Annotated in this window: 24 protein-coding genes; 10 read left to right on the top strand and 14 right to left on the bottom strand. The window is 49.1% G+C overall.

The window, feature by feature from the left end; all coding sequences use genetic code 11:
• Nucleotides 1-101: 101 nt before the first annotated feature.
• Genes dnaG through rpsU form a run of 3 tightly spaced genes read right to left on the bottom strand, consistent with a single transcriptional unit; the run spans nucleotide 102 to nucleotide 2792 of the window.
• Nucleotides 102-2054: a DNA primase gene (gene dnaG / locus Q0882_RS04010; protein ID WP_299178343.1), complete on the bottom strand. Its 1953-nt coding sequence runs from the start codon at nucleotides 2052-2054 to the stop codon at nucleotides 102-104.
• A gap of 32 nt (nucleotides 2055-2086) precedes the next feature.
• Nucleotides 2087-2536 (bottom strand): GatB/YqeY domain-containing protein, encoded by a 450-nt coding sequence (locus tag Q0882_RS04005; protein ID WP_299178341.1) that lies wholly within the window; start codon nucleotides 2534-2536, stop codon nucleotides 2087-2089.
• Nucleotides 2537-2576: 40 nt separating this feature from the next.
• Complete coding sequence (rpsU, locus tag Q0882_RS04000; protein ID WP_275814767.1) at nucleotides 2577-2792, bottom strand: 30S ribosomal protein S21; 216 nt, start codon at nucleotides 2790-2792, stop codon at nucleotides 2577-2579.
• 198 nt (nucleotides 2793-2990) lie between these two features.
• Between rpsU and tsaD the strand changes: the two genes are divergently transcribed.
• Entirely contained in the window at nucleotides 2991-4019 is a 1029-nt protein-coding gene (tsaD, locus tag Q0882_RS03995; protein WP_299178339.1) for a tRNA (adenosine(37)-N6)-threonylcarbamoyltransferase complex transferase subunit TsaD, read from the top strand.
• A gap of 2 nt (nucleotides 4020-4021) precedes the next feature.
• Here tsaD and plsY read toward each other — a convergent pair whose 3' ends face one another.
• Nucleotides 4022-4609, bottom strand: a complete 588-nt coding sequence (gene plsY, locus Q0882_RS03990; RefSeq protein ID WP_299178337.1) for a glycerol-3-phosphate 1-O-acyltransferase PlsY — start codon at nucleotides 4607-4609, stop codon at nucleotides 4022-4024.
• Between the two features lie 21 nt (nucleotides 4610-4630).
• Between plsY and folB the strand changes: the two genes are divergently transcribed.
• The gene (folB, locus tag Q0882_RS03985; protein ID WP_299178335.1) at nucleotides 4631-4987 is read left to right on the top strand and encodes a dihydroneopterin aldolase; all 357 of its coding nucleotides are present in this window, start codon (nucleotides 4631-4633) and stop codon (nucleotides 4985-4987) included.
• Complete coding sequence (gene folK, locus Q0882_RS03980; RefSeq protein WP_299178332.1) at nucleotides 4987-5502, top strand: 2-amino-4-hydroxy-6-hydroxymethyldihydropteridine diphosphokinase; 516 nt, start codon at nucleotides 4987-4989, stop codon at nucleotides 5500-5502. The genes folB and folK overlap by 1 nt, the downstream gene beginning before the upstream one ends.
• A 19-nt stretch (nucleotides 5503-5521) precedes the next feature.
• Here folK and Q0882_RS03975 read toward each other — a convergent pair whose 3' ends face one another.
• From Q0882_RS03975 to Q0882_RS03935, 9 genes are read right to left on the bottom strand one after another with little or no spacing between them, the layout of a single operon-like run.
• Nucleotides 5522-6271, bottom strand: a complete 750-nt coding sequence (locus Q0882_RS03975) for a pteridine reductase (RefSeq protein ID WP_299178330.1) — start codon at nucleotides 6269-6271, stop codon at nucleotides 5522-5524.
• Nucleotides 6272-7372 carry a hypothetical protein gene (locus Q0882_RS03970; protein ID WP_299178328.1) on the bottom strand — a complete coding sequence of 367 codons (1101 nt, stop codon included), beginning with the start codon at nucleotides 7370-7372 and terminating at the stop codon, nucleotides 6272-6274. It lies immediately after the preceding gene.
• Complete coding sequence (gene glpE / locus Q0882_RS03965) at nucleotides 7372-7692, bottom strand: thiosulfate sulfurtransferase GlpE (protein WP_299178326.1); 321 nt, start codon at nucleotides 7690-7692, stop codon at nucleotides 7372-7374. Before glpE ends, Q0882_RS03970 begins: the two co-directional genes overlap by 1 nt.
• A gap of 5 nt (nucleotides 7693-7697) precedes the next feature.
• Nucleotides 7698-8558, bottom strand: a complete 861-nt coding sequence (locus Q0882_RS03960; protein WP_299178324.1) for a symmetrical bis(5'-nucleosyl)-tetraphosphatase — start codon at nucleotides 8556-8558, stop codon at nucleotides 7698-7700.
• 18 nt (nucleotides 8559-8576) lie between these two features.
• On the bottom strand, nucleotides 8577-8963 hold the full coding sequence (gene apaG, locus Q0882_RS03955) for a Co2+/Mg2+ efflux protein ApaG (RefSeq protein ID WP_299178323.1): 387 nt from the start codon (nucleotides 8961-8963) through the stop codon (nucleotides 8577-8579).
• A gap of 11 nt (nucleotides 8964-8974) precedes the next feature.
• Nucleotides 8975-9781 (bottom strand): 16S rRNA (adenine(1518)-N(6)/adenine(1519)-N(6))-dimethyltransferase RsmA, encoded by an 807-nt coding sequence (gene rsmA / locus Q0882_RS03950; RefSeq protein ID WP_299178321.1) that lies wholly within the window; start codon nucleotides 9779-9781, stop codon nucleotides 8975-8977.
• A gap of 3 nt (nucleotides 9782-9784) precedes the next feature.
• Nucleotides 9785-10783: a 4-hydroxythreonine-4-phosphate dehydrogenase PdxA gene (gene pdxA / locus Q0882_RS03945; RefSeq protein WP_299178319.1), complete on the bottom strand. Its 999-nt coding sequence runs from the start codon at nucleotides 10781-10783 to the stop codon at nucleotides 9785-9787.
• 4 nt (nucleotides 10784-10787) lie between these two features.
• Nucleotides 10788-12080 (bottom strand): peptidylprolyl isomerase, encoded by a 1293-nt coding sequence (locus Q0882_RS03940; protein WP_299178317.1) that lies wholly within the window; start codon nucleotides 12078-12080, stop codon nucleotides 10788-10790.
• Nucleotides 12070-14964 carry an LPS-assembly protein LptD gene (locus tag Q0882_RS03935; protein ID WP_299178315.1) on the bottom strand — a complete coding sequence of 965 codons (2895 nt, stop codon included), beginning with the start codon at nucleotides 14962-14964 and terminating at the stop codon, nucleotides 12070-12072. The genes Q0882_RS03940 and Q0882_RS03935 overlap by 11 nt, the downstream gene beginning before the upstream one ends.
• Nucleotides 14965-15202: 238 nt before the next feature.
• On the opposite strand from Q0882_RS03935, the gene Q0882_RS03930 reads away from it, so the two are divergent.
• Genes Q0882_RS03930 through djlA form a run of 3 tightly spaced genes read left to right on the top strand, consistent with a single transcriptional unit; the run spans nucleotide 15203 to nucleotide 17746 of the window.
• Entirely contained in the window at nucleotides 15203-16264 is a 1062-nt protein-coding gene (locus Q0882_RS03930) for a phosphotransferase (protein ID WP_299178312.1), read from the top strand.
• Nucleotides 16252-16935 (top strand): N-acetylmuramate alpha-1-phosphate uridylyltransferase MurU, encoded by a 684-nt coding sequence (gene murU / locus Q0882_RS03925; RefSeq protein WP_299178310.1) that lies wholly within the window; start codon nucleotides 16252-16254, stop codon nucleotides 16933-16935. Before Q0882_RS03930 ends, murU begins: the two co-directional genes overlap by 13 nt.
• Nucleotides 16925-17746: a co-chaperone DjlA gene (gene djlA / locus Q0882_RS03920; protein ID WP_299178309.1), complete on the top strand. Its 822-nt coding sequence runs from the start codon at nucleotides 16925-16927 to the stop codon at nucleotides 17744-17746. The genes murU and djlA overlap by 11 nt, the downstream gene beginning before the upstream one ends.
• Nucleotides 17747-17748: 2 nt before the next feature.
• Here djlA and Q0882_RS03915 read toward each other — a convergent pair whose 3' ends face one another.
• The gene (locus tag Q0882_RS03915) at nucleotides 17749-18852 is read right to left on the bottom strand and encodes a DUF3530 family protein (RefSeq protein ID WP_299178307.1); all 1104 of its coding nucleotides are present in this window, start codon (nucleotides 18850-18852) and stop codon (nucleotides 17749-17751) included.
• Nucleotides 18853-18941: 89 nt separating this feature from the next.
• On the opposite strand from Q0882_RS03915, the gene rpe reads away from it, so the two are divergent.
• The 4 genes from rpe (at nucleotide 18942) to trpE (ending at nucleotide 23541) form a co-directional block, all read left to right on the top strand.
• Nucleotides 18942-19619, top strand: coding sequence for a ribulose-phosphate 3-epimerase (gene rpe, locus Q0882_RS03910; protein ID WP_299178305.1), 678 nt, complete (start codon nucleotides 18942-18944; stop codon nucleotides 19617-19619).
• Nucleotides 19619-20293 carry a phosphoglycolate phosphatase gene (locus tag Q0882_RS03905; protein ID WP_299178303.1) on the top strand — a complete coding sequence of 225 codons (675 nt, stop codon included), beginning with the start codon at nucleotides 19619-19621 and terminating at the stop codon, nucleotides 20291-20293. Before rpe ends, Q0882_RS03905 begins: the two co-directional genes overlap by 1 nt.
• Before the next feature lie 241 nt (nucleotides 20294-20534).
• A complete protein-coding gene (gene nhaA / locus Q0882_RS03900; protein WP_299178301.1) occupies nucleotides 20535-21725 on the top strand; it encodes a Na+/H+ antiporter NhaA in 1191 nt (396 codons plus the stop codon).
• A gap of 331 nt (nucleotides 21726-22056) precedes the next feature.
• Nucleotides 22057-23541 (top strand): anthranilate synthase component I, encoded by a 1485-nt coding sequence (gene trpE, locus Q0882_RS03895; RefSeq protein WP_299178299.1) that lies wholly within the window; start codon nucleotides 22057-22059, stop codon nucleotides 23539-23541.
• Nucleotides 23542-23597: the final 56 nt, after the last annotated feature.

The raw sequence follows: 23597 nt of genomic DNA, 5'->3' as shown, positions 1-23597 counted from the left end.
CAGTTAAAAATAGACTATATTTCAGCAACTTGCTGAATCAGTGCTGGTATCTAGTTTGATATATTGGGGTTGGGTGTGCTTTTTCAAGCGGTCCGTGCTTTTTATTGGCGATTTATGCTTTTGAGCTGGTTTAGTTTTTGAATTTTTTGTACCAGCTTAATCTTATCGTCCGAATTTAGTTGGGCTTTCTTTTGTAGTTGTGAAATTTCGATCTCAAGTGCCTTAAGTTCCAGTCCGTGTTGGGCATCTTTTAGATAGATGCGAGCATCTGCCTCTGAACGTATCTCGAGGGAGGTGGATATCTCGTAGAGTTGAACAATTGTGTTTGCAAGCGCCTCATCTTCACGCCAATCAACGACCAGTTGTCCCAGGGATGAATCTGGATGCTTGTTATAGTAGTGGACAAGCTGTGTCAGAATTTTAATGTCCTGTTCTTCGATTATCTGTAGTTCATCAGGGAGTGTGTATTCTGCAGCAAGCTTAGGGTAATGGAGCAGCAGGGCAATTAGCTTTTGTGCAAAACTTAATTCTGTATTGTGGGGTTTGCGGTTGAGGTTTGTAGCTCTTGGAGTGAAGCTATTAATTGATGGTTTGTGTGGGGCTGGCGTCTCATCGTAGAGAGTATAACTATCCGTTTCATCCTGGCTGAATGGGTAGTAATCATCCTGATAATGGTTGTCGTAGCCGGGACTGTGTTGGGTGTTCTCATTAAAAGCGGGCTCTGGAGCAGCAGGGGGCTGAACAGATTGGTGGAAGTTGACCGTTGTCTGGATCTGCTCTAGCGAAAGGTGTGTCAGCTCACATATCCGATCAAGCATCATCTGCTGCAGTAGGCTTGGGCGCATTGAGTTGATTGCAGGTAATACTTCAGTGCTGAATCGTGCTCGGCCATCCATGCTCTCCAGATCGGAGTTCTCTGCGTAGCTTTTAAAAAAGAATTCTGAGAGGGGTTGTGCATTATTCAGGCGATCACTAAATGACTCTGTACCTTCCTGTCGAACCAGGCTGTCTGGATCTTCCCCTTCAGGAAGGAATAGGAAGCGTGCTTCTTTACCGTCTTCAATCACCGGGAGGGCTGTTTTGAGTGCGCGCATTGCGGCCTCTCTACCTGCATTGTCGCCATCAAAGCAGAAGATGATTTCGGGTACTATCTTGAAAAGACGTTCCAGATGTTGTGCTGTTGTCGCTGTTCCTAAAGTTGCTACAGCATAATGAATACCGTATTGCGCCAGGCCGACTACATCCATATAGCCTTCGACGATGATCAGTTTTTCGAGTTTGCTGCTGTGCTTTCGAGCTTCATAGAGCCCGTAAAGCTCCCGGCTTTTGTGGAATGTGGGGGTTTCCGGGGAGTTTAAATACTTAGGTTTGTCATCTCCCAGTACTCGTCCACCAAATGCGATGGTGCGTCCTCGCTGATCCCTGATCGGGAACATGATTCGATTGCGAAAGCGGTCGTACCGACTATCACGCTCTTCGTTGTGAATCAGAAGTCCTGCAGTTTCAAGAAGTTTAATCTGGCTTTCATCGCTGCCCAGTTTAGTGAGTAGGTTGTCCCATCCTGAAGGGGCGTAGCCAATCGAAAAAGCTTTGGCTGCTTGTCCGCTGAGGCCTCTGGACTTGAGGTAGTCGATCGCTTCGCTGCGATTGTGGTTATGGCGAAGTTGCTCTTCATAGAATTGGGCTGCAGCCTCAAGCAGGTCGTAGAGCTGTTTGAGTTGTTGGTCTTTTTCGCGCTGTTCGGGAGAGTCGTCCCGGGGTACATCCATGCCGGCTGTTTTTGCCAGCTCCTCAACAGCTTCAGGGAAGTTGAGGTTTTCATAATCCATTAGGAAACCGAGGGCATTTCCGCCTGCGCCGCAGCCAAAGCAGTAGTAAAACTGTTTTTCCTGATTGGCTGTGAAGGAGGGGGTTTTTTCCTTGTGGAATGGGCAGAGGCCGGAGTAGTTTTTTCCGGTACGCTTCAGCTTTTGGACACGACCATCCAGCACATCAATAATGTTGATACGCGCTAGTAAATCATCAATAAAGTGCTGAGGTATGCGTCCGGCCATGTAATGTGCTGCTGATTGGATTCAGCTGCAGTTTAACCGGCTAGGTGTGCTTTGACGAGTTTGGATATGGTGCCCATGTCGGCGCGGCCCTGAACTTTAGGTTTCAGGAGGCCCATGATTTTGCCCATGTCTTGCATGGTTTGTGCGCCTGATTCTTCAGCAGCTTCTTTAACGAGGTCTGCAGTCTCCTCATCTGTTAGCGGTTGCGGCAGGAAAGTTTTAATCACCTCCAGCTCCTGTCGCTCAGCATCTGCAAGATCCATGCGTGCCGCTTCTTCAAACTGAGATATCGAGTCGCGGCGCTGTTTAGACATTTTGTCCAGCACCGCAAGTACTCTGTTGTCATCCAGCTCAATCCGCTCGTCAACTTCGATGCGTTTGAGTTCAGCCAGTATCATGCGAATTGTCGATAAGCGTGCTTTTTCTTTTGCGCGCATGGCAGCTTTCATCTCATTGGTGATCTGCTGCTTTAATTCTGACATGATCGGCCTCTATTCCTGAATGGGATCTATATCTCGTGGATTAGTACAAGCGAACGCGGCGAGCGTTTTCGCGAGATACTTTTTTAGCGTGACGTTTTACAGCTGCTGCTGCTTTACGCTTACGTACAGATGTTGGCTTTTCGTAGAATTCACGACGACGAACTTCAGCCAAAATACCTGCTTTTTCGCAAGAACGTTTGAAACGACGCAGAGCTACATCAAATGGCTCGTTTTCTTTAACTTTTACAGCTGGCATGTTTGAACAAACCTTAAATTGTTTAGTTAATCCACTTAAAATACTTACCCTAAAACAGACGGTTCTATGGCAAGGCGCGAAATTTTATTCGTTTCTATGAATTAAGTAAAGCAGTTAGTGCGTCAGGCCTCCAATTTATATGCAGCTTTTATATCTCGCAGGTATAATGCCGCGAAAACGTAATGATGTGAGTATGTGATGCGGGTATTAGGTATTGAAACCTCCTGTGATGAAACAGGGGTGGCGATCTTTGATAGTGAAAAGGGTCTGCTGGGAGACGCGTTATACAGTCAGGTTAAGATGCATGCTGAATATGGTGGTGTCGTACCTGAGCTTGCATCAAGAGACCATGTGCGGAAATTGTTGCCGTTGCTGGATGAAACTTTTGCCAAGGCTGGGCTCGAGAAAGGTAACGTTGATGCGATCGCTTATACCTCGGGGCCTGGATTGATCGGTGCGCTCATGGTTGGGGCTTCAACGGGTCGGGCGCTCGCAATGGCTTGGGGCAAGCCAGCGATTGGGGTGCACCATATGGAGGGGCATCTGCTTGCGCCGATGCTGGAGGCGGAACCGCCTGAGTTCCCTTTCGTTGCCCTATTGGTCTCGGGTGGTCATACGCAACTGGTTCGCGTTGATGGGATTGGTCAGTATGAATTATTAGGTGAATCACTGGATGATGCCGCAGGTGAGGCTTTTGATAAGGCTGCGAAAATGCTCGGCCTTGATTATCCGGGTGGCCCTTTGATCGCAAAGCATGCAGCGAAAGGGGATCGGGCGCGTTTTCGTTTTCCGCGCCCCATGACGGATCGCCCGGGTATGGATTTTAGCTTCTCCGGTTTGAAAACATTTACCCTGAATACGGCGAATAGTCACCGTGATGCTGAGGGTGTGATCGATCCACAAACTGTCTGTGACATTGCTGCTGCCTTTGAAGAAGCTGTTGTTGATACTCTGGCAATCAAATGTCGCAGGGCTCTGCAGGCGACCGGGTTTGGTCAGTTGGTCATTGCGGGGGGAGTCAGTGCTAATCAGCGTCTACGAGAGCGTTTGGAGTTGATGGTGAGTAAAGAGCGGGCACGGTTGTTTTACGCGCGTCCAGAGTTTTGCACAGACAATGGTGCGATGATCGCTTATGCAGGTTGTCAGAGACTTCTGGCTGGACAGAGTGATGATCTGGCGATTGTGACTAAGCCTCGGTGGCCCTTGAATACACTGGATTCAATCTGAGGCTACAGGCGGGGTTCGGATGCGCTGAGCAATTTCCGTATATTGGTTCGGTGACTGAAAAGAAGAAGGCCAGATAATAATAGGTAGGCTGGGGTGAGTTCTGGAATCAGAATCCAGGCAAAAATGGGTGCGGTTAGCGCTGTACCAATTGAGGCGAGAGAGGAGATTCTTCCGATCACGGCAATTATCCCCCATGTAAGAAGCTGTATTATTGCCAGTGGCCAGAAAAGGCCGATGCCCGCTCCGAGTGTTGTAGCAACGCCTTTTCCACCTCGGAAGGAGGAGAAAACGGGGAACAGATGTCCTAGCACGACAGCTAGAGTGCAGTAGCTGCGAATTTCAAAGTTCAGATCGGCCAGTATGCAGGGGAGCAGGGCCAGAACTCCTTTGCCTGTATCGCCTAAGAGTGTAAGGATAGCTGCTCTGCGTGTTCCGATACGCAGCACATTGGTTGTTCCGGGATTGCCTGAGCCCTGTTGGCGGGGGTCGGGTATCTTAAGAATATGACATACAAGTACCGCTGTTGGGATTGAGCCCCACAGATATGCCAGCAAAACCAGTCCGATGGTCATTATGCCTGAGTCGGTCATTTGATACCTAAAGGTTAAGTTATGGATATAGTTTACATTCGTGAGTTAGAGGTTGAAACGGTTATAGGTATCTATGATTGGGAGCGTGAGATTCGCCAGCGTGTCTCTCTCGATCTGGAAATGGGAACCGATATTCGCCCGGCAGCAAATACGGAAGATATTGATAAAACGCTGAACTACAAAGCGGTCTCTGACCGGTTGATTACGTTTATAGAGCAGAGTGAATTTCTGCTGGTTGAAACGATGGCTGAGCAAGTGGCTGAAATTGTGTTGAATGAGTTCGACGTCAGTTGGGTAAGGTTGCGCCTGGGTAAGCCGGGTGCGGTGCCTCAAGCGCGAGATGTGGGTGTGGTGATCGAGCGCGGGGAGCGCTTTTGATGGCACGGGTCTTCGTCAGTATCGGGAGTAACTGCGATCGGGAACGCTATATTCGGAATGCGTTGGATGCGCTAAGCGCCAATTTTGGTTTTTTGGTGCTCTCAACAGTTTATGAAAGTCAGGCCGTAGGCTTTGAGGGTGATAATTTTTATAATCTTGTTGCCGCTTTTGATACAGATATATCATTGGACAGGCTCTCCCCTTGCCTCAAAGCGATAGAGGATGAGAATGGCCGATGTCGTCAAGGGCCTAAGTTCAGCGGGCGAACGTTAGATATTGATATACTGACCTATGATGACCTTGTCGGTACGTTTTATGGCGTGCAGCTGCCTAGAGATGAAATTGGTAAAAATGCCTTTGTGCTGCAGCCGTTAGCCGAGATCGCTCCTCAGGATCTTCATCCTGAAAGTGGCTGCTCTTATGCGGCTATGTGGGCTGAATATGATAAAAGTAGCCAGCAGCTATGGCCTATCGAATTTTCATGGCGGGATTATGCTTTGCCTTGTAGTGTATAGGCAGAATTACTGAGATACTTCAGTGGCTAAACAGAGATTTTCCGCCATCCACGGTCAGAATATGGCCGGTTACGTAGCGAGCACCAGCCAGATAAACTGCTGCATCTGCCAGATCGCCGCACTCTCCAGGACGCTGTAGCAGCGTTTTATTCAGGATATTTTGTTTCTGCTCTTCACTCATCTCGTTTTCCGGCCATAAAATAACACCGGGCGCGATACCGTTTACCCTGATCAAGGGGGCAAGTTCCTTGGCCAAGCTTTTAGTCATCATCTCCAGCCCCGCTTTTGCAATGGAATAGATGGGGTGGTCAGGCAGTCCTCTTTGTGCGTGGATATCGATCATGTTGATGATACAGCCTTCGGCCTGCGCAAGTGGTGTGCGAAGTGCTGATGACAGGAAGTAGGGGGCTCTCAGGTTGGTGTTAATTAGCGTATCCCACTGTTCCTGAGTGCTATTTTCCAGGGGTGTTGGAAAAAAAGCAGACGCATTATTGATCAGTAGATCGATGCGGTGGTGGTTGGTGAGAATGGTATTAGCCAGATTTTCAACCGCATCCATATCAACCAGATTGGCCTGATAGAGGAAAGCGCTTCCAGAGCGCTTCTGGTTAAGCTGCTGCTGAAGCTCTAGGGCGTCTTGCTTGGAATGATGGTAGTGGATAAGAAGATCGTAACCTTGTTGATGTAGTGCGACTGCGATTGCAGCGCCAACCCGTTTAGCTGCGCCGGTGATCAGTGCTGTTTTATTGGCTCTGGGTTGCAATTCCATCTACGCCTCCGGGCTGAAATCTGAACAGATCTGAAGCCTGCGCTGTTGGATCGCTTCGCCCAGCGAGGCGCCGGTATAGCCTTCTGCAATCAGTTTCTTGGGCTGAATCTGACTGATGCTGTCAAGTATCGGGTGTATTGAGTCGAACTTGGAATCCGGGTGTAGAGCTTCAACGCAAAGTAGAATTTTGGCAAGCCGCTGAGGGCGGCGAATGAGATCCAGCTTAATGAGGGCGTTTAACTTGGTTTCAGCATCGCTCTGATTAAATGCAGAAAGGGTTTTATGGTGTTGTTGGCACTGTGTAGCCAGCTCTTTGTACGCGTTGGGGGTTCTTAAGCGGTTGCACAGGGCAGGAATGTCGAGATCACCACAGAGGCTCAGTAAACATGCGAAACGAACCTCAGGGTCGTTGTTTTGCTGACAGAGCTGTGAAAATAGGGGGAGGAGAGTCTCACTCTTCAGGGATTGCGTCAGTTCAGGAAGAACTTTGGTGATCGCTCCAACCGAATTAAGTACGGAGAGAAAGACCTCAGGGGACTGCTCGCCCAGTGATCTTTCAAACTCCTTCCACATCCTTTCTGCTGTTAAATGCTCCAATTCATCTCCGCTACTGAGCTGGTGCATCAGCTCAAGTGTTTCATCGGCGATGGTAAACCCTAAATGGTGATAACGTGCTGCAAAACGGGCAACTCGGAGTACACGAAGCGGATCTTCTGCAAAGGCAGGTGATACGTGGCGTAATACCCGGTTATTTAGATCACTCTGTCCATTGTATGGATCGTATATCGTTTTATCTTCATCCATCGCCATTGCGTTGATGGTCAGATCACGGCGGAGGAGGTCCTCTTCCAGTGTGACAGCCTTGTCGGCAAAGTACTGAAAGCCGGTATAGCCCTTTCCTGATTTTCGCTCCGTACGTGCAAGCGCATACTCTTCACCTGATTCAGGGTGAATAAAAACGGGAAAGTCCTGGCCTACGGCCTGATAGCCTTGTGCAAGCATCTCCTCTGCGCTTGCTCCAACCACAACCCAGTCTTTGTCATAAACGGGATAGTTAAGTAGGGTATCGCGTACCGCTCCCCCGACCAGATAGATCTTCATTAGGGAGTGTCACACAGTTCAGGTTGCTCCACCCGCCAGGCTTCGAAGCCACCATTGATGCTGTAGACATCATCAAACCCCTGTTCTATCAAAAATTGTGCGGCAGATTGGCTGCTGATACCGTGATAGCAACAGACAAGTAATGGTTTGTCCATGTCAGCATCAGTAATAAATTGATGCAGATTCTCATTGTTGAGATTGCTGGCACCCTGAATATGGCCCTGAGCGTAGCTTTGGGCATCCCGAATATCAGTGACGGCTGCGCCCTCTCGGATCAGTTCAGCTGCCTGCTGTGTGTCGATGCATTTACACTGAGTCATAATGCTCACCTTTGAATTAGATAGGATGAGGTTGGAGGTGGTTTTGGTTTGCCGCCTTGTGCGGGTGTGCTAAAGATCTTGTGATCATCCAGTCGCATGGCGGTCAGCTTATTTCCCCAGACACATCCTGTATCCAGAGCAAACACATGTTCGGCCTCAGCTTCACCTTCCAGAGCGGCCCAATGACCAAAAAGAATGCGGATATCGGATTCCCGTGGATCTTTTCGTGGCAGTTTGAACCAGGGAAGATACCCCGGCGGTTGCGAGTCCAGTGTGCCTTTGGCTGCAAAGTCGAGTTTTCCCTGGCTATCGCAAAAACGCATCCGGGTTAAGTAGTTGGTGATGATGCGGAGTCGATCCCAGCCTTCATGTTCTGAGGACCAGCAGTCTGGCAGATTTCCATACATGTGATTGAAAAATTCTCGAGCGAGAGTGCTACATAGAATTCGTTCAACCTCTTTGGCTCTTTTCTTAGCTTTCTTAATGCTCCAGCAGGGAGGTATACCCGCATGAACCATCACGTAGTTTTTGGATTTGTCATGTACAAGCAGTTTTTGCTGCCGTAACCATGCCATTAACTCGTGACAATCAGGTGCTTCCAGTATCTGGGTCAGTGTGTCGCTGCGTTTGTTGGGGGCGGCACCATAATATACAGCCAGCAGATGCAGATCATGATTACCAAGGACGCAGACTGCGCGTTCTCCAAGGGATTTGAGGAAACGTAACGTCTCTAGTGATTTGGGGCCGCGATTCACCAGATCTCCAGCCACCCATAATGTGTCCGATGATGAAAAGCTCACCTCTGAAAGCAGAGTCTGAAGCTCATCAAAGCACCCTTGTATATCTCCAACAGCATAAGTGGCCATTGCTAAGCCCTGTTTCTATTAGTGCAGTGCGTTTGGTCGTGCCAGTGTAAAAGCTTTTATGGGGGCTTTAAAGCTCTCTCCTTCAGTGGTGCTCATCTCATAATGCCCCTGCATGCTACCTACGCTGGTGGCTAATACCGCACCGCTGGTGTAGGTATAACTTTTACCGGGATCGATAACCGGTTGTTCGCCAACAACGCCCTCTCCTTTGACCTCCTGTATATGTTGATTACCATCGGTAATCAACCAGTGTCGGTTCAGTAGTTGGACGGCTACAGAATTATAATTTGTGATGGTGATCTTGTATGAGAAGACGAAGCGTTTGCTGTCTGGATCAGATTGCTTGTCCAGATAATCGGTTTCTACATCTATGGATACGTGATTGCCGAGCTCTAAGTTTTCCATTCAGTTTCTGCTTACGCTTTTTTATCGGTCAAATAGTTACTGATAGTGACGAAATCAGATATCGCCAGCTTTTCAGGGCGAAGTGATGGGTCAATACCGAGTCCTTCCAGCTCATCTGTGCTAAGCAGGGGTTTCATGTTGTTGCGTAATGTTTTTCTTCTCATGGTGAAGGCTGTGCGTACAACCGTTTCAAACTGGCTCACCTCTTTTGCGACATAAGGCAGCTCGCGATAGGGGGTCAATCTGATGATGGCAGAGTCCACCTTGGGTGCGGGATTAAAGGCGCCAGGGGGAACCACAAACAGGGATTCAACCTTACAGTAGTACTGGGCCATAATGCCGAGTCGCCCGTAGTTGTTCTCTCCGGGGCCAGCAGCCATTCGGTCAACCACCTCTTTCTGCAGCATGAAGTGCATATCTTCTACGTGTTCAGCATGGCTGAGTAGGTGGAAGATCAGCTGGGTTGAGATGTTATAGGGCAGATTACCAACGATCCGTAAACGTTTATCGCTGGTGCGGAGCTGGGCGTAATCAAACTTCATTGCATCCGTTTCGTGGATGCGGAATTTATCACCGTAATTGAAGAATTTGGTTCTCAGGATCGGTGGCAGGTCACGATCTAGCTCAATTGCATCCAGTGCACCCGCTTCAGCTAGCAGCTCTTCTGTCAGGGCGCCAAGCCCAGGGCCGATCTCTACGAGTTGGTCGGATTCGTGGGGCGATATTGCACGGATGATACGGCGAATGATGCCGTGGTCGTGCAGAAAGTTCTGCCCAAACCGCTTACGGGCTTTATGCATTACAGGTTTTTTGCTCATGAATTACTTCGCGATAAGGTTGCGGTGACGAGCCATCTCGCCAGCATAGTCAATTGCGGTGTTCAGGCTGCCAGCATCGGCTTTACCGGTCCCTGCCAGATCGAGTGCAGTACCATGATCAACCGATGTGCGAATTATCGGCATTCCTAATGTGATATTCACTGCTTTACCAAACCCTTTGTATTTTAGCACGGGTAGGCCCTGGTCATGGTACATCGCCAGTACAGCATCTGCATGTTCGAGATGTTTTTCGGTAAATAGGGTGTCTGCAGGCAGAGGGCCGATCAGATCAATCCCCTGACTTCTAAGAGTGGCCAAAGTAGGTTCGATGACCTCGATCTCTTCGCGCCCTAAGTGCCCACCTTCGCCCGCGTGGGGGTTCAGCCCTGTCACCATAATGCGGGGGTTATCAAGGCCGAAGCTTTCTTTCAGATCCTGATGTAATACGGTGATAACTTCGGTCAGCAGGGAGGGGGTAATCGCGTCGGCTATCTCGCGTAAAGGCAGATGGGTCGTCGCTAGAGCTACCCTTAAGCCCTCTGTCGCGAGCATCATGACCACTTTACGGGTCTGCGTCAGGGCTTCTAAAAATTCGGTGTGACCGCTGAAAGGGATACCCGCTTCATTAATGATGCCCTTGTGAACCGGTGCAGTGATCAGCGCAGAAAACGTGCCATCAAGGCAGCCTTTTGTCGCCAGTGTCAGTGTTTCCAGAACATAAGGCGCATTGGCGCTGTTGAGTTGCCCGGGCACTGCTTCCTGTTTTAGGGCGACCGGCAGTACTTTTAATGTTCTTGCCGGTGTTGGTGATGCGGGGCGATCAGGGTTGAACTGCTCAATTGCCAGTGGTAGCTGCAGTAGTTCAGCACGCTTTCGCAGCAGCTCAGGATCAGCGACAACAACCAGCTCGTCCGGATGGCCCTGTTGGGCAATCTGAATACAAAGGTCTGGGCCGATCCCTGACGGCTCTCCTGGGGTGATAACAAGACGGTTTATCCCCAAGTGATTACTCCTTGATATCTACATAGGCCTGGGAGCGGATCTCTCGCAACCAAGTTGCCAGCTCCTCATTGAACTTACGTTTGCGGATAGCTGCACGAGCACTGTTTTCCTGCATCTCTTCGCCAAGATCTTCAGTTCGTGTATCCAGTACAGTCAGAATATGCCAGCCAAAGCGGGATTCAAAAGGCTCTGAAATCTGACCAATGGGGGTCGAATTCATAACCTGTTCAAACTCAGGCACCATCTGACCATTCTGTGCCCAACCCAGAGATCCACCTTCTGAACCGCTGGCGGGATCATCACTGAACTCTTTGGCTAAATCGGCAAAGCTTTCGCCGCTACGGATGCGTTGGTAGAGCTCGCTGATCTGTCGCTTGGCCTGCGCTTTAGTTCTGATCTCGCTTTGTTTCAGGAGGATGTGGCTAACAAGCTTCTGCTCTACTAGCTGTACTGCACCACCGCGCTTGTCTTTGGCCAGGAAGATATGGAACCCGCTGGGTGAGCGGACGGGTAGACTGAACTCACCTGGTGAAAGTTTGCGTATCGCTTTGCTGAGGGGTTCGGGCAACTCGCTCATTTTGCGCCAGCCTAAATCTCCGCCTTTTAGGGCGTTTGGAGCATTTGAGAACTCAACAGCTGTTTCGGAGAAGTCAGCGCCTTCAACCAGTTTCTTGTGGATATCCTTAGCTTTCCGTTCAGCCTGCTGAATCAGTTCAGGAGAAGCTTGAGAGGGGGTTGCCAGCAAAATATGGCCGAGCAGGTACTCGGCGGATACCTGGCTCTGTCCATCTGCAGAGGATAGGTAGTTTTGCAGCTCCTGCTCGGAGACTCGGATACGACGGTTAACCAGATTTTGCTGTACGTTAGTGATCAGCAGCTCGTTACGGATCTGCTCACGTGACTGATTGTAATCTCGACCTTCAGCAATGAGGGCATCTCTGAACTGTTCAAGGGACATCCCGTTCTGCGCGGCTATATTAGTAATTGCGCTGTTGAGCTGGCTATCTGAGATGCGAATGCCCTGTTGCTCTGCAAGTTGCTTCTGCAGGCTTTCAATGATCAGCCGGTTTAGCACCTGCTTCTTCAAGATATTTTCTGGAGGTAGGCGAGTTTGGCGTGAACTCAACTGCTCTTTGACGAGATCGATACGCTGTTCGAGCTCGCTTTGCATGATGATGCCATCATTGACAACTGCAGCGATTCGATCCAGCGGAACCTCCGCAGCACTTACAGAAAATGTTGGTATAAGCAGGCTAAAGGTTGCTGCTGTCAGGATGTTGCGGAGCTTAGTTTTCATTGTGCTCTTCACGCTCTTCATAGCCGATAATGTCATTCATGAAGCCGCTATTGCCACTTCCGAATGAGCCGAGTCCTTTAAGGGTGAGTTGTAAAAACACACCAATATCATATTTGTTGCTGCCATCAGGTTCTGTACCATCCAGCCACTGTCTGCCAGCGAAGCTGACTTTCCAGCAGCAGCTTTCGTACTCCAAGCCTAACGTGGCCTCTTCGGTTTCATTGCCTTTAATGTCATACAGCAATCGACCCATTGAGGTCCAGTTCTGGCTCAGCGGCCAGATAAATGACAGGTCTGTTTGTTCACGTTTTAGGTCAGTAAAGCGGTAGCGGAAATCGACAATATGATCGATGTCGCTCTTATATTTCAGTCCTAATGTGGATGACTGAACTTTGTAATCTCTGTGATCGAGAATAGTGTCCAGATAGGTGCGCAGATTCGGTGTCAGGTACCAGGTTCCCAATGTTGCCAGATCGCTTTGGCCTACAGTGTCTGCCGCTGCGTTTCGGCTGAGCTGCACCTCACGGTCTGCGAAGTAGTAAGCCTGACCAACACTGAATGTGCCTTTCTCAAATCCATCTTCAGTGATATATCGAGTGGTTAGTCCCAGGGATATCTGCTGGGCATCACCAATTCGATCTTTACCGCTGAAACGGTTTTCGCGGAAAAGGTAGTTGTAGTTGAACGTGTAGTTTGCGGTATCGAAGTCCGGAACCGCATCCTGATCCTCTTCGGGGACATAAAGCGCAAACAGTCGTGGCTCTAATGTATGGAGGCCTCCATTGCTCATATCACGATCAAAATACAGGCCGCTATCTATACTGGCAATGGTGGTAAAGATGTTAGGGGAATCGCTGTAGCCGGAGAGCTGATTATCCAGAGAGTAACTGCTGCTCCATAGGGAGAGCCGCGGTTTAATATAGCCCCAGGGCCGCTGCCAGTTATAGGACAGGGTTGGCTGGATGAAACGTCGATCCCCGGTGATACGGTTCGCTCCTGTCAGGCCTTCGATATCACGATCAAATCGAGTGACTTCTGCTTCGTAAGCCAGTGACAGTTCATCAGAAAACGATTCGCTGCCCTTCAGGGTTATTTGCGGCATCAACTGATAGGGTGCTGTGCCTTCGATGGTCTGGTAATCATGGACACGTGCGCGCAGAGACCAATTGGCAGCCCGGTATTCAACATCTGCCCGCTGGTCAAGGTGATTTTCCCGAGCCACTTCAAGGTTGGGTGACAGATCATCAAAATATTCGTTATCGCTGAGAGCGGTGTAATCAATATTTGTGTACCAGTTGCCAGCAAAATGGCCCTTATGGTTCAGGTCGAACAACCAGCGCTTGTCATCAGTCGTGTCATCTTTATGCAGATACGCTGTGCTGAGTATGTTGTCAGCCCAGCCATTCAGGTAGCGTAATTCGTTTTCCAGCAGTAGCCCCCGATCCGAGATATATCGGGGAGTCAGGGTGTCATCAATATTGGGTGCAATATTGAAATAGTAAGGTACTGCTATATCGACGCCACTATCTTTGCTGTAACTGACGCTTGGATATAAAAATCCGGAGCGACGGGTATCATCGATTGGGAATGTGAAGTAGGGGGCATAGATAATCGGGACTCCGCCTACTCTCAATACGGCGTCTTCTGCTTCACCAAAACCTTCTGCTTTATTCAGTACAATATTGTCAGCGCTTAATTGCCATGCTTCGCTGTAGGGTGGGCAGTATGTATATTTGCCCTTTTCCAGCCGCAAACGTTCATCTTCCAATCGGATAACTCGGTCTGCTGTACCCCTGAGTCCCTCTTCATGGATGACATATTGTGCATTGGTGAAGATCGCTTCAGAGGTGGTTGTATCGATCTGGGCTTCGTCGCTCAGCATGAGCAAGCCGGGTTCGCGGAAGCGGACATTACCTTCCAGGCGCGCTTTATTTGTCACCTGATCAAGCTCTGCGGCACTGGCACTTAAGCGTCGGTCGCCCTGGCGAATTCTTACCTGTCCCTGCAGTTGAGTCAGTCCGCCCAGAATGGTTGAGGACTCTTCTGCCTCAAGGTAAACCGGTGGATTATCCAGGTGTTCATCGCCCTCAATAGGGAATGTGGGCTCTATGTAACGACCGGCACACTGTTGGCCTGCCGCATCACGATAGTAAGCCCAGTCCAGCTGCGAATAGGGGTTGTCAGCTATGTAGCGTGGTTCGCTGTTAGCTGATTGGTGTGTGCTGCCCGGCATTACTAAGGCGTGGATATTGATTTTTTTACAGTCCCAGTCACCCGATGCACTGGTACTGCATTGCCACTCGCTGCCGACTATCTCAGGGGTAGCGATCGGTTGGGTTGATGATCTTTGTGTACTGCTGTTGCTTTCAGATCTCACAGTTGAGGAAGCGACTGCTGAACGGTTTGCAGTTTGATCACCATTACATATCCATTCACCATTACTGCCTGCATGACAATCCCATACGCCCGCTGATGAGCCTCTAGCGGTTGCTACCGGCTCTTTTGCTCGTGTGGTTTCTGACTGGGAGGTGGTCGTTGGTGATTTAATCGCGACTGCTTTAGCGGGAGGGACGGCTTCTACTCTCACCTGTGTCCCGGATACGGAAGATTCAACTGCTTGTTGCTCCGGTTGAGAGCTGTTTTTGTTAGCAGGTTTAGGCTCACCCGTTTTGGATTGGGATAGCTCAGTCGATTTTTCTGCTTGTTCGACCTCTTCGATCAGTTCCTCATTTACACTGCAGTCCCATTCGCCATCTTTGGTCATGCTGCAGTTCCAGGCCATTTCAGCATCGGATGATGCGGATTCTGCGACAGCGTATGAAGACAGCAGGGCTGCACTGATAGCGAGTGTTAAAGTATAGGTAGGTCGTTTGGCGAAGGGCATCTATTAACTAAATCCGTTTCAGCTGTTTCCGGAGAATCCGGTTTTCGCCGAACCCCTGTACGATTAAGTTTCAAGCGAAGAATGATAAATCATTCTCTGCGGTGAGTGTAGAGTTGGACTCGCTTTTTATCTTGTGTCGGAACAATAGCTGAAATGGAACTATGATCTGGCTACCTTTTTACGGGGTGAATGTCATAATAATGCCCGAATTGTATATTGATGGGTTAGGAATAGCTGGATGGATCAGCGCTGTGAAGAGTTAAAAGGGTGGTTGGAGCAGGTTTTACCTGAGTTTGCTGGGTTTAATGCTGCGGATTGGCAGTTACAACCGGTGTCAGGAGATGCCAGTTTCAGGCGTTATTTCAGAGCGCTCTCGGGTGGTAAAACCTGGATAGCGGTCGATGCCCCGACTGACAAAGAGGACAGCCGTCCATTTATACAGGTGGCTCAGTCTCTGGAAGCACACGGGGTGCCGGTACCGCATATCTTTACCTATGACCTTGAGTTGGGTTTTATGTTGTTGGGGGATTTCGGTGATGATCTTTATCTTCAGCATCTTAATTCAGAGACTGTGGATCCGCTTTACAAGAGCGCTTTGGATACATTGCTGTTGATTCAGGGTTGTCCATCTGATCCTGCGCGCCCCCTTCCTCTTTATGATCTGCCGCTACTACAAAGAGAGATGGCGCTTTTCCGGGACTGGTTTCTGGTGGAGTTGCTGGGGATGTCATTAAGTCCCGATGCCAATCAGTTATTGGATCTCTTATTTGATCATCTGATTGATTCTGCGTTAGAGCAGCCGTTGGTGTTTGTACATCGTGATTATCACTCGCGAAATTTAATGTGCCGTAATCAAGAACTTCCTGGTGTGATCGATTTCCAGGATGCTGTTGAGGGCCCGGTGACCTATGATCTGGTTTCACTTTTACGGGACTGTTATGTCGCTTGGCCTGATGAGCAAGTTTATACCTGGGTTGAAAATTATCGGCTGGCACTCATTGAACGGGGGCAGCGAATGCCGGATGGCCATCATTTCAGACGTTGGTTTGACTTGATGGGGGCGCAGCGTCATCTGAAGGCGATCGGGATATTTGCTCGTTTAAATATACGAGATGGTAAGCCCGGTTATCTCGGTGATATCCCGCGGACGCTTAATTACCTTATCTCCGTGACAGCTAAGACTGAAGAGCTGAAGCCAGTCGCAGGATGGTTGGTGGCAGAGGTTCTCCCGGTAATGCGCCAGCATCCCTGCTTTGCTGAGGATGTGTTAGATCACTGGGTTGTCTCATGCGAGCAATGATTCTGGCCGCGGGGCTCGGTAAACGCATGCGCCCTTTGACGTTGACTACACCTAAACCACTCCTTCCAGTGGCGGGTATCCCGCTCATTGAATACCATATTCGGCGTCTTGCCGCGGCGGGTGTGGATACGATTGTGATTAATCATGCCTGGCTGGGGGAGCAGATCGAGAGTTCTCTCGGAGATGGTGAGCGATTTGGCGTATCCCTTTTGTATTCGGCAGAAGGTGAGCCGCTGGAAACCGCGGGTGGGATAAAAAAGGCACTTCCTATGCTGTCTGGCGGCAGTGAAGAGTTTATATTGGTCAATGGGGATGTTTTTACAAACTATCCTTTTTCCCGTTTAGTCTCAGGCGAATGTGGTAATCGTCTGGTACTGGTGCCTAATCCTGTGCACCATCCTGAAGGAGATTTTTCACTTGAGGGCAGTGTTGTCGGGCTGGCGGGGCAGTTGCGCTATACCTTTAGTGGAATCAGCCGGCTGCAGTTGTCGCTCTTCGATAGTGTGGAATCAGATCAGGCGGCCCCTCTGGCGCCAGTGTTGCGACGTGCTATCTCCGAAAATAGAGTCGCAGGTGAGCTGTATCAGGGATATTGGGCTGACGTTGGCACCCCGGAGAGGTTGGACGAAATTAATCAATTAATGTCGGAGCGGAAAATAGATGGCCTTTGATGCTCAGGAAAAGGGTGCAGAACTGGGTGCAACCATGAAAAAGTATTCTACCTCAATCCTATTGGGGGCAGTGGTAGGTCTTTTTTCCGGGGGCTTTTGGGGGCTTATCTTTGGTGGTTTTGTCGGCTATCTGATCAGTCGTGCATTGGGATCTGCGTTGGCAGCAGTAAATCCCCAGGAAGCTTTTTTTAAGGCTACATTCACGGTTATGGGCAAACTGGCCAAGGCCGACGGTCGGGTGACAGAGGATGAGATTCAGTTTGCTCGGGCAGTCATGACGCAGATGCGGCTGACTGAGGAGAGAAAGCGGCAGGCGATTGATCTTTTTTCTGAAGGGAAAAGTGCGGACTTTGAACTGCATAAAGTGTTAAAACCGCTCTCTGTGCTTCTTAAACACCGCCCAACGGTTAAGTTGATGTTTATTGAGATACAGCTGCAGGCTGCGATGGCTGATGGAGAGGTGAGTGAGCCTGAGCTCAGAGTGATAGATGAAGTTTGTCAGTTACTTGATCTGGGGTTAGGAAGCATTGATGAAGTGATTGCTCGGGTGAAAGCACAAAGGGACTTTTATCAGCATGGTCAGGCGGGCGTTGATAGCGAGGTTTTACTGAAAGATGCTTATGCAGTGCTGGGTGTTGATCCTACAGCGACAGATGCCGAGGTGAAGAAAGCTTATCGTCGTCAGATGAGTCAGCATCATCCTGATAAGCTGGTGTCAAAAGGGTTGCCTGAAGAGATGATTGAACTCGCCAAAGAGAAATCCCAGGAGATTCAAGCAGCTTATGAGCGTATAAAAGCTTCCAGAAAGTAGCGCTATCCGGGAGCTTTCTCCTTAGTGCTGCTGTTTGGGGTGTTGTTCTCCGGTGTAGGCTGGGCAGCAGCTTCTCCTTGAATAAAATGCCGCTTAATCTGGCCGCGGACCTGTTTTAGAAGTAGGGCCTCATTCGTACTGTGGGCTGGTAGCCTGATCTGATAGAAGTTTTTCAGCCCATTCTGGCGAGCAGTTCTCAGCCTATACTTTGGCGCTTCATGGGGCTGAAGAAGTGAAGATGCACCTTTGGTGTTGTGGTGGAAGTCCAGAATTGTGGATTCAATCTCTGGTAAAAGTGCGAGCAAGTCGGGGACCTCTTCACCTGATGGTGTACGCGCATCGATCATGATCAGACGAAGATCGAGACTCTCTTGGAATTTTTCAACGTATTGCGCCGCCCAGGCTGCTCCAGTCCCTACACCTATAATGATGAATCGTTCAACCTCCTGTTGTTGTAGATACTCAGTCGCACTGTTGCCTAACCGAAAAACCTGTTCCCGGTAGGGTTCAGTCTCAGGTTTGTCAATTGTTGGTTCTTCATCCTTGGGTACGGTCCCTTCAGCTGTTTGGTTAGTGGCAGGACTTTCTGGTTGAGGCATAGTGCTTTCAGCGGCCGAGGCTATCTCTGAAGGGGCGGTCTCAGCTACCGGTTTGATGGCCTGAAGGGCTGGCAGGGTGCGTTTGGGGATAGGGGGTTCTGCTCGTCTGGGAAGGTAAACTGAGAGAGTATGCCAGCCATAATCTGCTAGCCCCTCTCTTAAAATTCGATATTTATGAGGCCAGTCCATATGTGTTTGTTCATCCGGGAAAAGGATGATCCCCCCGAGGGGAGATGGTGCTGCCGCAGGTAGATAGTAGCCGATCAGCTTCTCGGCTTCTTTTGACGTAGTAAGCTGAAGAACTTGTGTTATCGGATCATGTTTGGTGATTAGTTCTTTTAACAGCGATGCTTCTGGGTCAGGTTCTGTTCTCGGAATTGCAGGGGGGGACGCTGCCGCTGAACTGGCTGAAGTGTTTTCTGCTGGTGCAGGGGCTTCTTCGTCAGCTGCAAATGACGAATTGATATTGCTGATGAACAGCACAAGTGCGGGGAGTAACCATTTCATGGACTCGATTATGGGTAAGATGCAGGCTGACAGCAAGCGCAAAGCTCCGGTAAAATAGCACAAAAATATTTATAGCGGACAAGACCTATATGGCTGACTTCAAAATTGCACCTTCGATTCTCTCTGCCGACTTCGCTCGTTTAGGAGAGGAGGTTGAAAATGTGCTTGCTGCGGGTGCAGATTATGTTCATTTTGACGTAATGGATAATCACTATGTACCAAACCTTACAATTGGCCCTATGGTTTGTAGCGCACTTCGCAAGCATGGCATCACAGCGCCGATAGATGTTCATCTGATGGTTAAGCCTGTTGATCGGATTATCGGAGACTTCATTGAAGCGGGTGCTAGCTTTATCACCTTCCACCCTGAAGGCTCAGAGCATGTCGATCGCTCACTGCAGATGATTCGTGATGGTGGATGTAAGTCAGGGCTGGTCTTTAACCCAGCGACACCACTGAGTCATCTGGAATATGTTCTGGATAAAGTGGATATGGTGTTGCTGATGTCCGTTAACCCTGGCTTTGGTGGCCAGAAATTTATTCCGGGGACCTTAGATAAGTTGAGGCAGGCTCGTGAAATTATCGATAAAAGTGGTTACGACATCCGCTTAGAGATTGATGGTGGAGTGGGTATTGGTAATATTCGTGAAATTGCTGAGGCGGGTGCGGACACCTTTGTCGCAGGTTCAGCTATCTTCAACACAGATGATTATACAGCCACGATCAATCAGATGCGTGAGCAACTGTCTTTGGTCGGAAAAGGGTAATGAAACACCTTTTTTCCAGTCAGGATCCTGCTCTGGTTCTGTTTGATCTGGATGGAACTCTGGTGGATAGTGTGCCGGATCTGGCTCAGGCGATCGATCGGATGCTGACCTCTCTGGGGAGGCCTGTAGCAGGTTTGGAGGCTGTATCTCACTGGGTTGGAAATGGTGCGCCTATGCTGGTTAAGCGGGCGCTGACCGGAGAGATGTGTCCTGATCTTCTGGAAGAAGCTCTTTTTGATAAGGGGTATCGCTCTTTTCTTAAGTTTTATGCTCAGGCTACAGCGGACCAGAGTGTTCTCTACCCAGGCGTGATTGAGTGCTTATCTGAGCTCAAAGGACGTGGTATTAAATTAGGTTTGGTAACTAATAAACCGATGCGTTTTACCACTTCGATGCTGAAGGGGTTTGAGCTGACGGATTATTTCGATGTGGTTTTAGGCGGCGATAGCCTACCCAGGAAAAAGCCAGACCCATTACCTTTGCAGGAAGCGATGAGGGTATGTGGTGCGCTACCAGAGATGACGTTGATGGTCGGGGACTCGATCAGTGACCTGTCTGCTGCGAGAGCGGCAGGTTGTCAGGTTGCTTGTGTCCCCTATGGATACAATCATGGTAAAGATATCTTCCAATCTGAGCCGGATCTGAAGCTGGAATCCCTTTATCAGTTAATGTGACCGCTAATCTATGAATACTCATCGTAAAAATCGATTTTAAATGGCATTAAAATCGATTTTTTTTGTTCCTGACCTTTGCCTTACTCTTAAACACAGCTCTCAGGTTATCTCCCCCAATATAGAGACCTGAACTGCTAGGTTTAAGAGTTTGAGACATAGCAGGTTCTTATCACAGCACTTGTATACCCCGCTTTGCGGGGTTTTTTTTTGCTAAAATTTGGGGGAGGGGCAGGAGGTGATCATGCCTAACCTTATCCAGTCTTTCATCAAACACGAATCCTCAGGCGGTATCTTACTTATATTCGCAACATTGCTGGCGATGCTGATGGCAAATAGTTTTCTTGATCAGTATTACCAAGCGGTTTTATACCTGCCAGTTGAAGTTAGAGTCGGCGATCTTCAGCTCGCTAAACCGTTACTTCTGTGGATAAATGATGGTTTGATGGCGGTTTTCTTCTTTCTGGTTGGGTTGGAAGTTAAACGAGAGGTGCTTACCGGACAGCTATCAAAGCCTGAGCAAATTGTATTGCCAGGTCTGGCCGCGTTTGGGGGGATGGTGGTCCCGGCGGTGATTTATCTGTTCTTTACCTACGGTGATTCAACCGCGATGCGCGGATGGGCGATACCTACGGCTACTGATATCGCCTTTGCGTTGGGAATTCTGTCATTGCTGGGGTTGCGTGTTCCTGTTTCACTGAAGCTGTTTCTTATGACCTTGGCGATTATTGATGATCTGGGTGCTATTCTGATCATTGCTCTGTTTTATACGGCTGAATTATCTCTGGAATCGCTGGTCATCGCGTCAATCGCTGTTGCTACTTTAATTGCTTTAAACCGCTTCGGTGTGATGCGGCTAGCGGCTTATATTCTTGTTGGTATCGTGCTTTGGGTTAGCGTACTTAAATCTGGAGTGCATGCAACGCTGGCCGGTGTTGTACTGGCATTTGCGATTCCGCTAGAAAACCGGGATCAGCCTGAGTTCTCGCCACTGAAAACTCTTGAACGAGCACTTCACCCGTGGGTGGTCTTTATGATTTTACCGCTGTTTGCCTACGCGAATGCGGGGGTTTCCCTAGGCGGTGTTTCTACTGAGGATATGGCGGAGCCGGTGCCTTTAGGGATTATGCTGGGACTCTTTTTTGGGAAGCAGTGGGGAGTGTTTCTATTCAGTGCCGCCGCTATTTTGTTGGGGTGGTGCAGTAAACCTGAAGGCAGTACCTGGTTGTCGCTCTATGCTGTTTCAGTTCTGACCGGGATCGGTTTTACTATGAGTTTATTTATCGACACGCTCGCTTTTGATGAAGGTGTATCCTTATTTAATTCCGCTGATAAGCTGGCTGTGTTGACCGGCTCATTTGTCTCTGCGATTTTTGGTTATCTGTTGCTTTTGATCGTAACTAAACCACAAAATGGACATAAAATAACTGATTAGCCTATAGCAGCGGTTGATTCACGCTGTCCGCTGCTATATCGTTTGGCTATTCAAAAATTAACTAAGCTTGCCGTGATGCCCTCTGCTACAGCAACCGTAAAAAATGATGCAGTAAAAGATCGTTTCCCTTTTGTGGGTGAGCGATGGCGATGGCGTGTCTGATTCAACCCCGCAGACACTTATGCAGGCTGGTTGGATATCGCTACAATTTTAACCCGGCTTTATCCTGACCTGGTTCTACAGTACCCAAAACTGTATCTTAATAATTCCTACGTTGTGTCTGCTCAGTACGCCCTGATTTTCGTTTTTACTGGCATTATGAGAGAACAACATGACCCCTGAACAGTTTGCCCAACTGGCCGCACAAGACTACAACCGTATTCCTGTTACTCGAGAAGTTCTAGCTGACCTGGATACCCCTCTATCGACCTATAAAAAACTGGCTAACGGACCATATAGCTACCTGCTCGAATCTGTGGAAGGTGGCGAAAAATGGGGGCGTTATTCAATTATCGGGCTGCCTTGTCGAACCATTCTGAAAGTGTTTGGCGAGCAGGTAACGGTGACCACTGATGGTGAGGTTGTTGAAGAGTGTCAGTTGGACGATCCGTTGTCATTTGTTGAAAGTTTCCAGCAGCGTTTCAGGGTGCCGCAACTTGAAGGTATGCCGCGGTTTAATGGCGGTTTGGTTGGTTACTTTGGCTATGATTGTGTCAGATATGTAGAGAAACGCCTTAAGAAAAGCTGTCCTGAAGATCGTCTTGGAACACCGGATATTCTGCTGATGGTGTCCGATGAAGTGGTCGTTTTTGATAATCTGGCGGGCAAGTTGATTCTGATCTGTCATGCGGACCCTGCAGTTGAGGGAGCGTATGAAAAAGCGCAACAGCGTCTTGATAGCCTGGTTCAGCAGTTGAGAGTTGCAACTCCATATGATGAAACGCCAGCGGATCAACAGAGAGAAGTGGCGGAGACTGAATTTCAGTCTAGCTTTGGTGAACAGGCATTCAAAGACTCTGTGGATAAGATCAAAGAGTATGTTTTAGACGGCGATATCATGCAGTGTGTGATATCTCAGCGGATGTCGATTCCCTTTGATCGAAAGCCGATCGATCTTTATCGTGCGCTACGTTGCCTGAATCCTTCACCCTATATGTATGTCCTGAATCTCGATGATTTCCATGTCGTGGGTTCATCGCCTGAGATATTGGCCCGAGTAGAAGATGGTCAGGTGAGTGTTCGCCCAATTGCCGGTACACGAAAGCGTGGTCAAACTCCTGAAGAGGACCTGGCGATGGAAAAGGAGCTGCTGGCTGATCCTAAAGAGATAGCGGAGCACCTTATGCTGATTGACCTGGGGCGGAATGATGTGGGGCGTGTCGCTGAGATTGGTGGTGTTGAGCTGACCGATAAAATGGTGATCGAACGTTACTCTCATGTGATGCATATCGTCTCCAATGTGAATGCTAAATTGAAGCCTGATGTATCGGCTATGGATGTTTTAAGAGCAACTCTTCCTGCTGGCACGCTGAGCGGTGCGCCTAAAGTACGGGCGATGGAGATCATTGATGAGATGGAGCCAGTGAAACGCGGGGTTTATGGCGGTGCAGTGGGATACCTTTCCTGGAATGGAAATATGGATACTGCCATCGCTATTCGTACTGCGGTTATCAAAGATAATCAACTGCATATTCAGGCTGGGGCGGGAGTTGTTGCTGATTCTATTCCGCGTCTGGAGTGGAAGGAGACAATGAATAAAGGGCGTGCTGTCTTCAGTGCTGTTGCGATGGTTGAAAAAGGGTTGGATCATCTATGAGCAAAGTTAGCGTAGATATAAACGCCATGAAAATTGAATCGTGCAGTAAGAGAAAG

The organism is uncultured Neptuniibacter sp. (genome assembly GCF_947498015.1).
In the GTDB taxonomy this organism is placed as follows: Bacteria; Pseudomonadota; Gammaproteobacteria; order Pseudomonadales; family Balneatricaceae; genus Neptuniibacter.
Note: the sequence above shows the minus strand (reverse complement) of the source record. Positions and strands in the feature narration are given on the sequence as shown.

Excerpts from the sequence above, each read along its gene's own strand:
- dnaG (WP_299178343.1), bottom strand. The coding sequence starts at position 2,054 with ATGGCCGGACGCATACCTCAGCACTTTATTGATGATTTACTAGCGCGT.
- Q0882_RS04005 (WP_299178341.1), bottom strand. The coding sequence starts at position 2,536 with ATGTCAGAATTAAAGCAGCAGATCACCAATGAGATGAAAGCTGCCATG.
- rpsU (WP_275814767.1), bottom strand. The coding sequence starts at position 2,792 with ATGCCAGCTGTAAAAGTTAAAGAAAACGAGCCATTTGATGTAGCTCTG.
- tsaD (WP_299178339.1), top strand. The coding sequence starts at position 2,991 with ATGCGGGTATTAGGTATTGAAACCTCCTGTGATGAAACAGGGGTGGCG.
- plsY (WP_299178337.1), bottom strand. The coding sequence starts at position 4,609 with ATGACCGACTCAGGCATAATGACCATCGGACTGGTTTTGCTGGCATAT.
- folB (WP_299178335.1), top strand. The coding sequence starts at position 4,631 with ATGGATATAGTTTACATTCGTGAGTTAGAGGTTGAAACGGTTATAGGT.
- folK (WP_299178332.1), top strand. The coding sequence starts at position 4,987 with ATGGCACGGGTCTTCGTCAGTATCGGGAGTAACTGCGATCGGGAACGC.
- Q0882_RS03975 (WP_299178330.1), bottom strand. The coding sequence starts at position 6,271 with ATGGAATTGCAACCCAGAGCCAATAAAACAGCACTGATCACCGGCGCA.
- Q0882_RS03970 (WP_299178328.1), bottom strand. The coding sequence starts at position 7,372 with ATGAAGATCTATCTGGTCGGGGGAGCGGTACGCGATACCCTACTTAAC.
- glpE (WP_299178326.1), bottom strand. The coding sequence starts at position 7,692 with ATGACTCAGTGTAAATGCATCGACACACAGCAGGCAGCTGAACTGATC.
- Q0882_RS03960 (WP_299178324.1), bottom strand. The coding sequence starts at position 8,558 with ATGGCCACTTATGCTGTTGGAGATATACAAGGGTGCTTTGATGAGCTT.
- apaG (WP_299178323.1), bottom strand. The coding sequence starts at position 8,963 with ATGGAAAACTTAGAGCTCGGCAATCACGTATCCATAGATGTAGAAACC.
- rsmA (WP_299178321.1), bottom strand. The coding sequence starts at position 9,781 with ATGAGCAAAAAACCTGTAATGCATAAAGCCCGTAAGCGGTTTGGGCAG.
- Q0882_RS03940 (WP_299178317.1), bottom strand. The coding sequence starts at position 12,080 with ATGAAAACTAAGCTCCGCAACATCCTGACAGCAGCAACCTTTAGCCTG.
- Q0882_RS03935 (WP_299178315.1), bottom strand. The coding sequence starts at position 14,964 with ATGCCCTTCGCCAAACGACCTACCTATACTTTAACACTCGCTATCAGT.
- Q0882_RS03930 (WP_299178312.1), top strand. The coding sequence starts at position 15,203 with ATGGATCAGCGCTGTGAAGAGTTAAAAGGGTGGTTGGAGCAGGTTTTA.
- murU (WP_299178310.1), top strand. The coding sequence starts at position 16,252 with ATGCGAGCAATGATTCTGGCCGCGGGGCTCGGTAAACGCATGCGCCCT.
- djlA (WP_299178309.1), top strand. The coding sequence starts at position 16,925 with ATGGCCTTTGATGCTCAGGAAAAGGGTGCAGAACTGGGTGCAACCATG.
- Q0882_RS03915 (WP_299178307.1), bottom strand. The coding sequence starts at position 18,852 with ATGAAATGGTTACTCCCCGCACTTGTGCTGTTCATCAGCAATATCAAT.
- rpe (WP_299178305.1), top strand. The coding sequence starts at position 18,942 with ATGGCTGACTTCAAAATTGCACCTTCGATTCTCTCTGCCGACTTCGCT.
- Q0882_RS03905 (WP_299178303.1), top strand. The coding sequence starts at position 19,619 with ATGAAACACCTTTTTTCCAGTCAGGATCCTGCTCTGGTTCTGTTTGAT.
- nhaA (WP_299178301.1), top strand. The coding sequence starts at position 20,535 with ATGCCTAACCTTATCCAGTCTTTCATCAAACACGAATCCTCAGGCGGT.
- trpE (WP_299178299.1), top strand. The coding sequence starts at position 22,057 with ATGACCCCTGAACAGTTTGCCCAACTGGCCGCACAAGACTACAACCGT.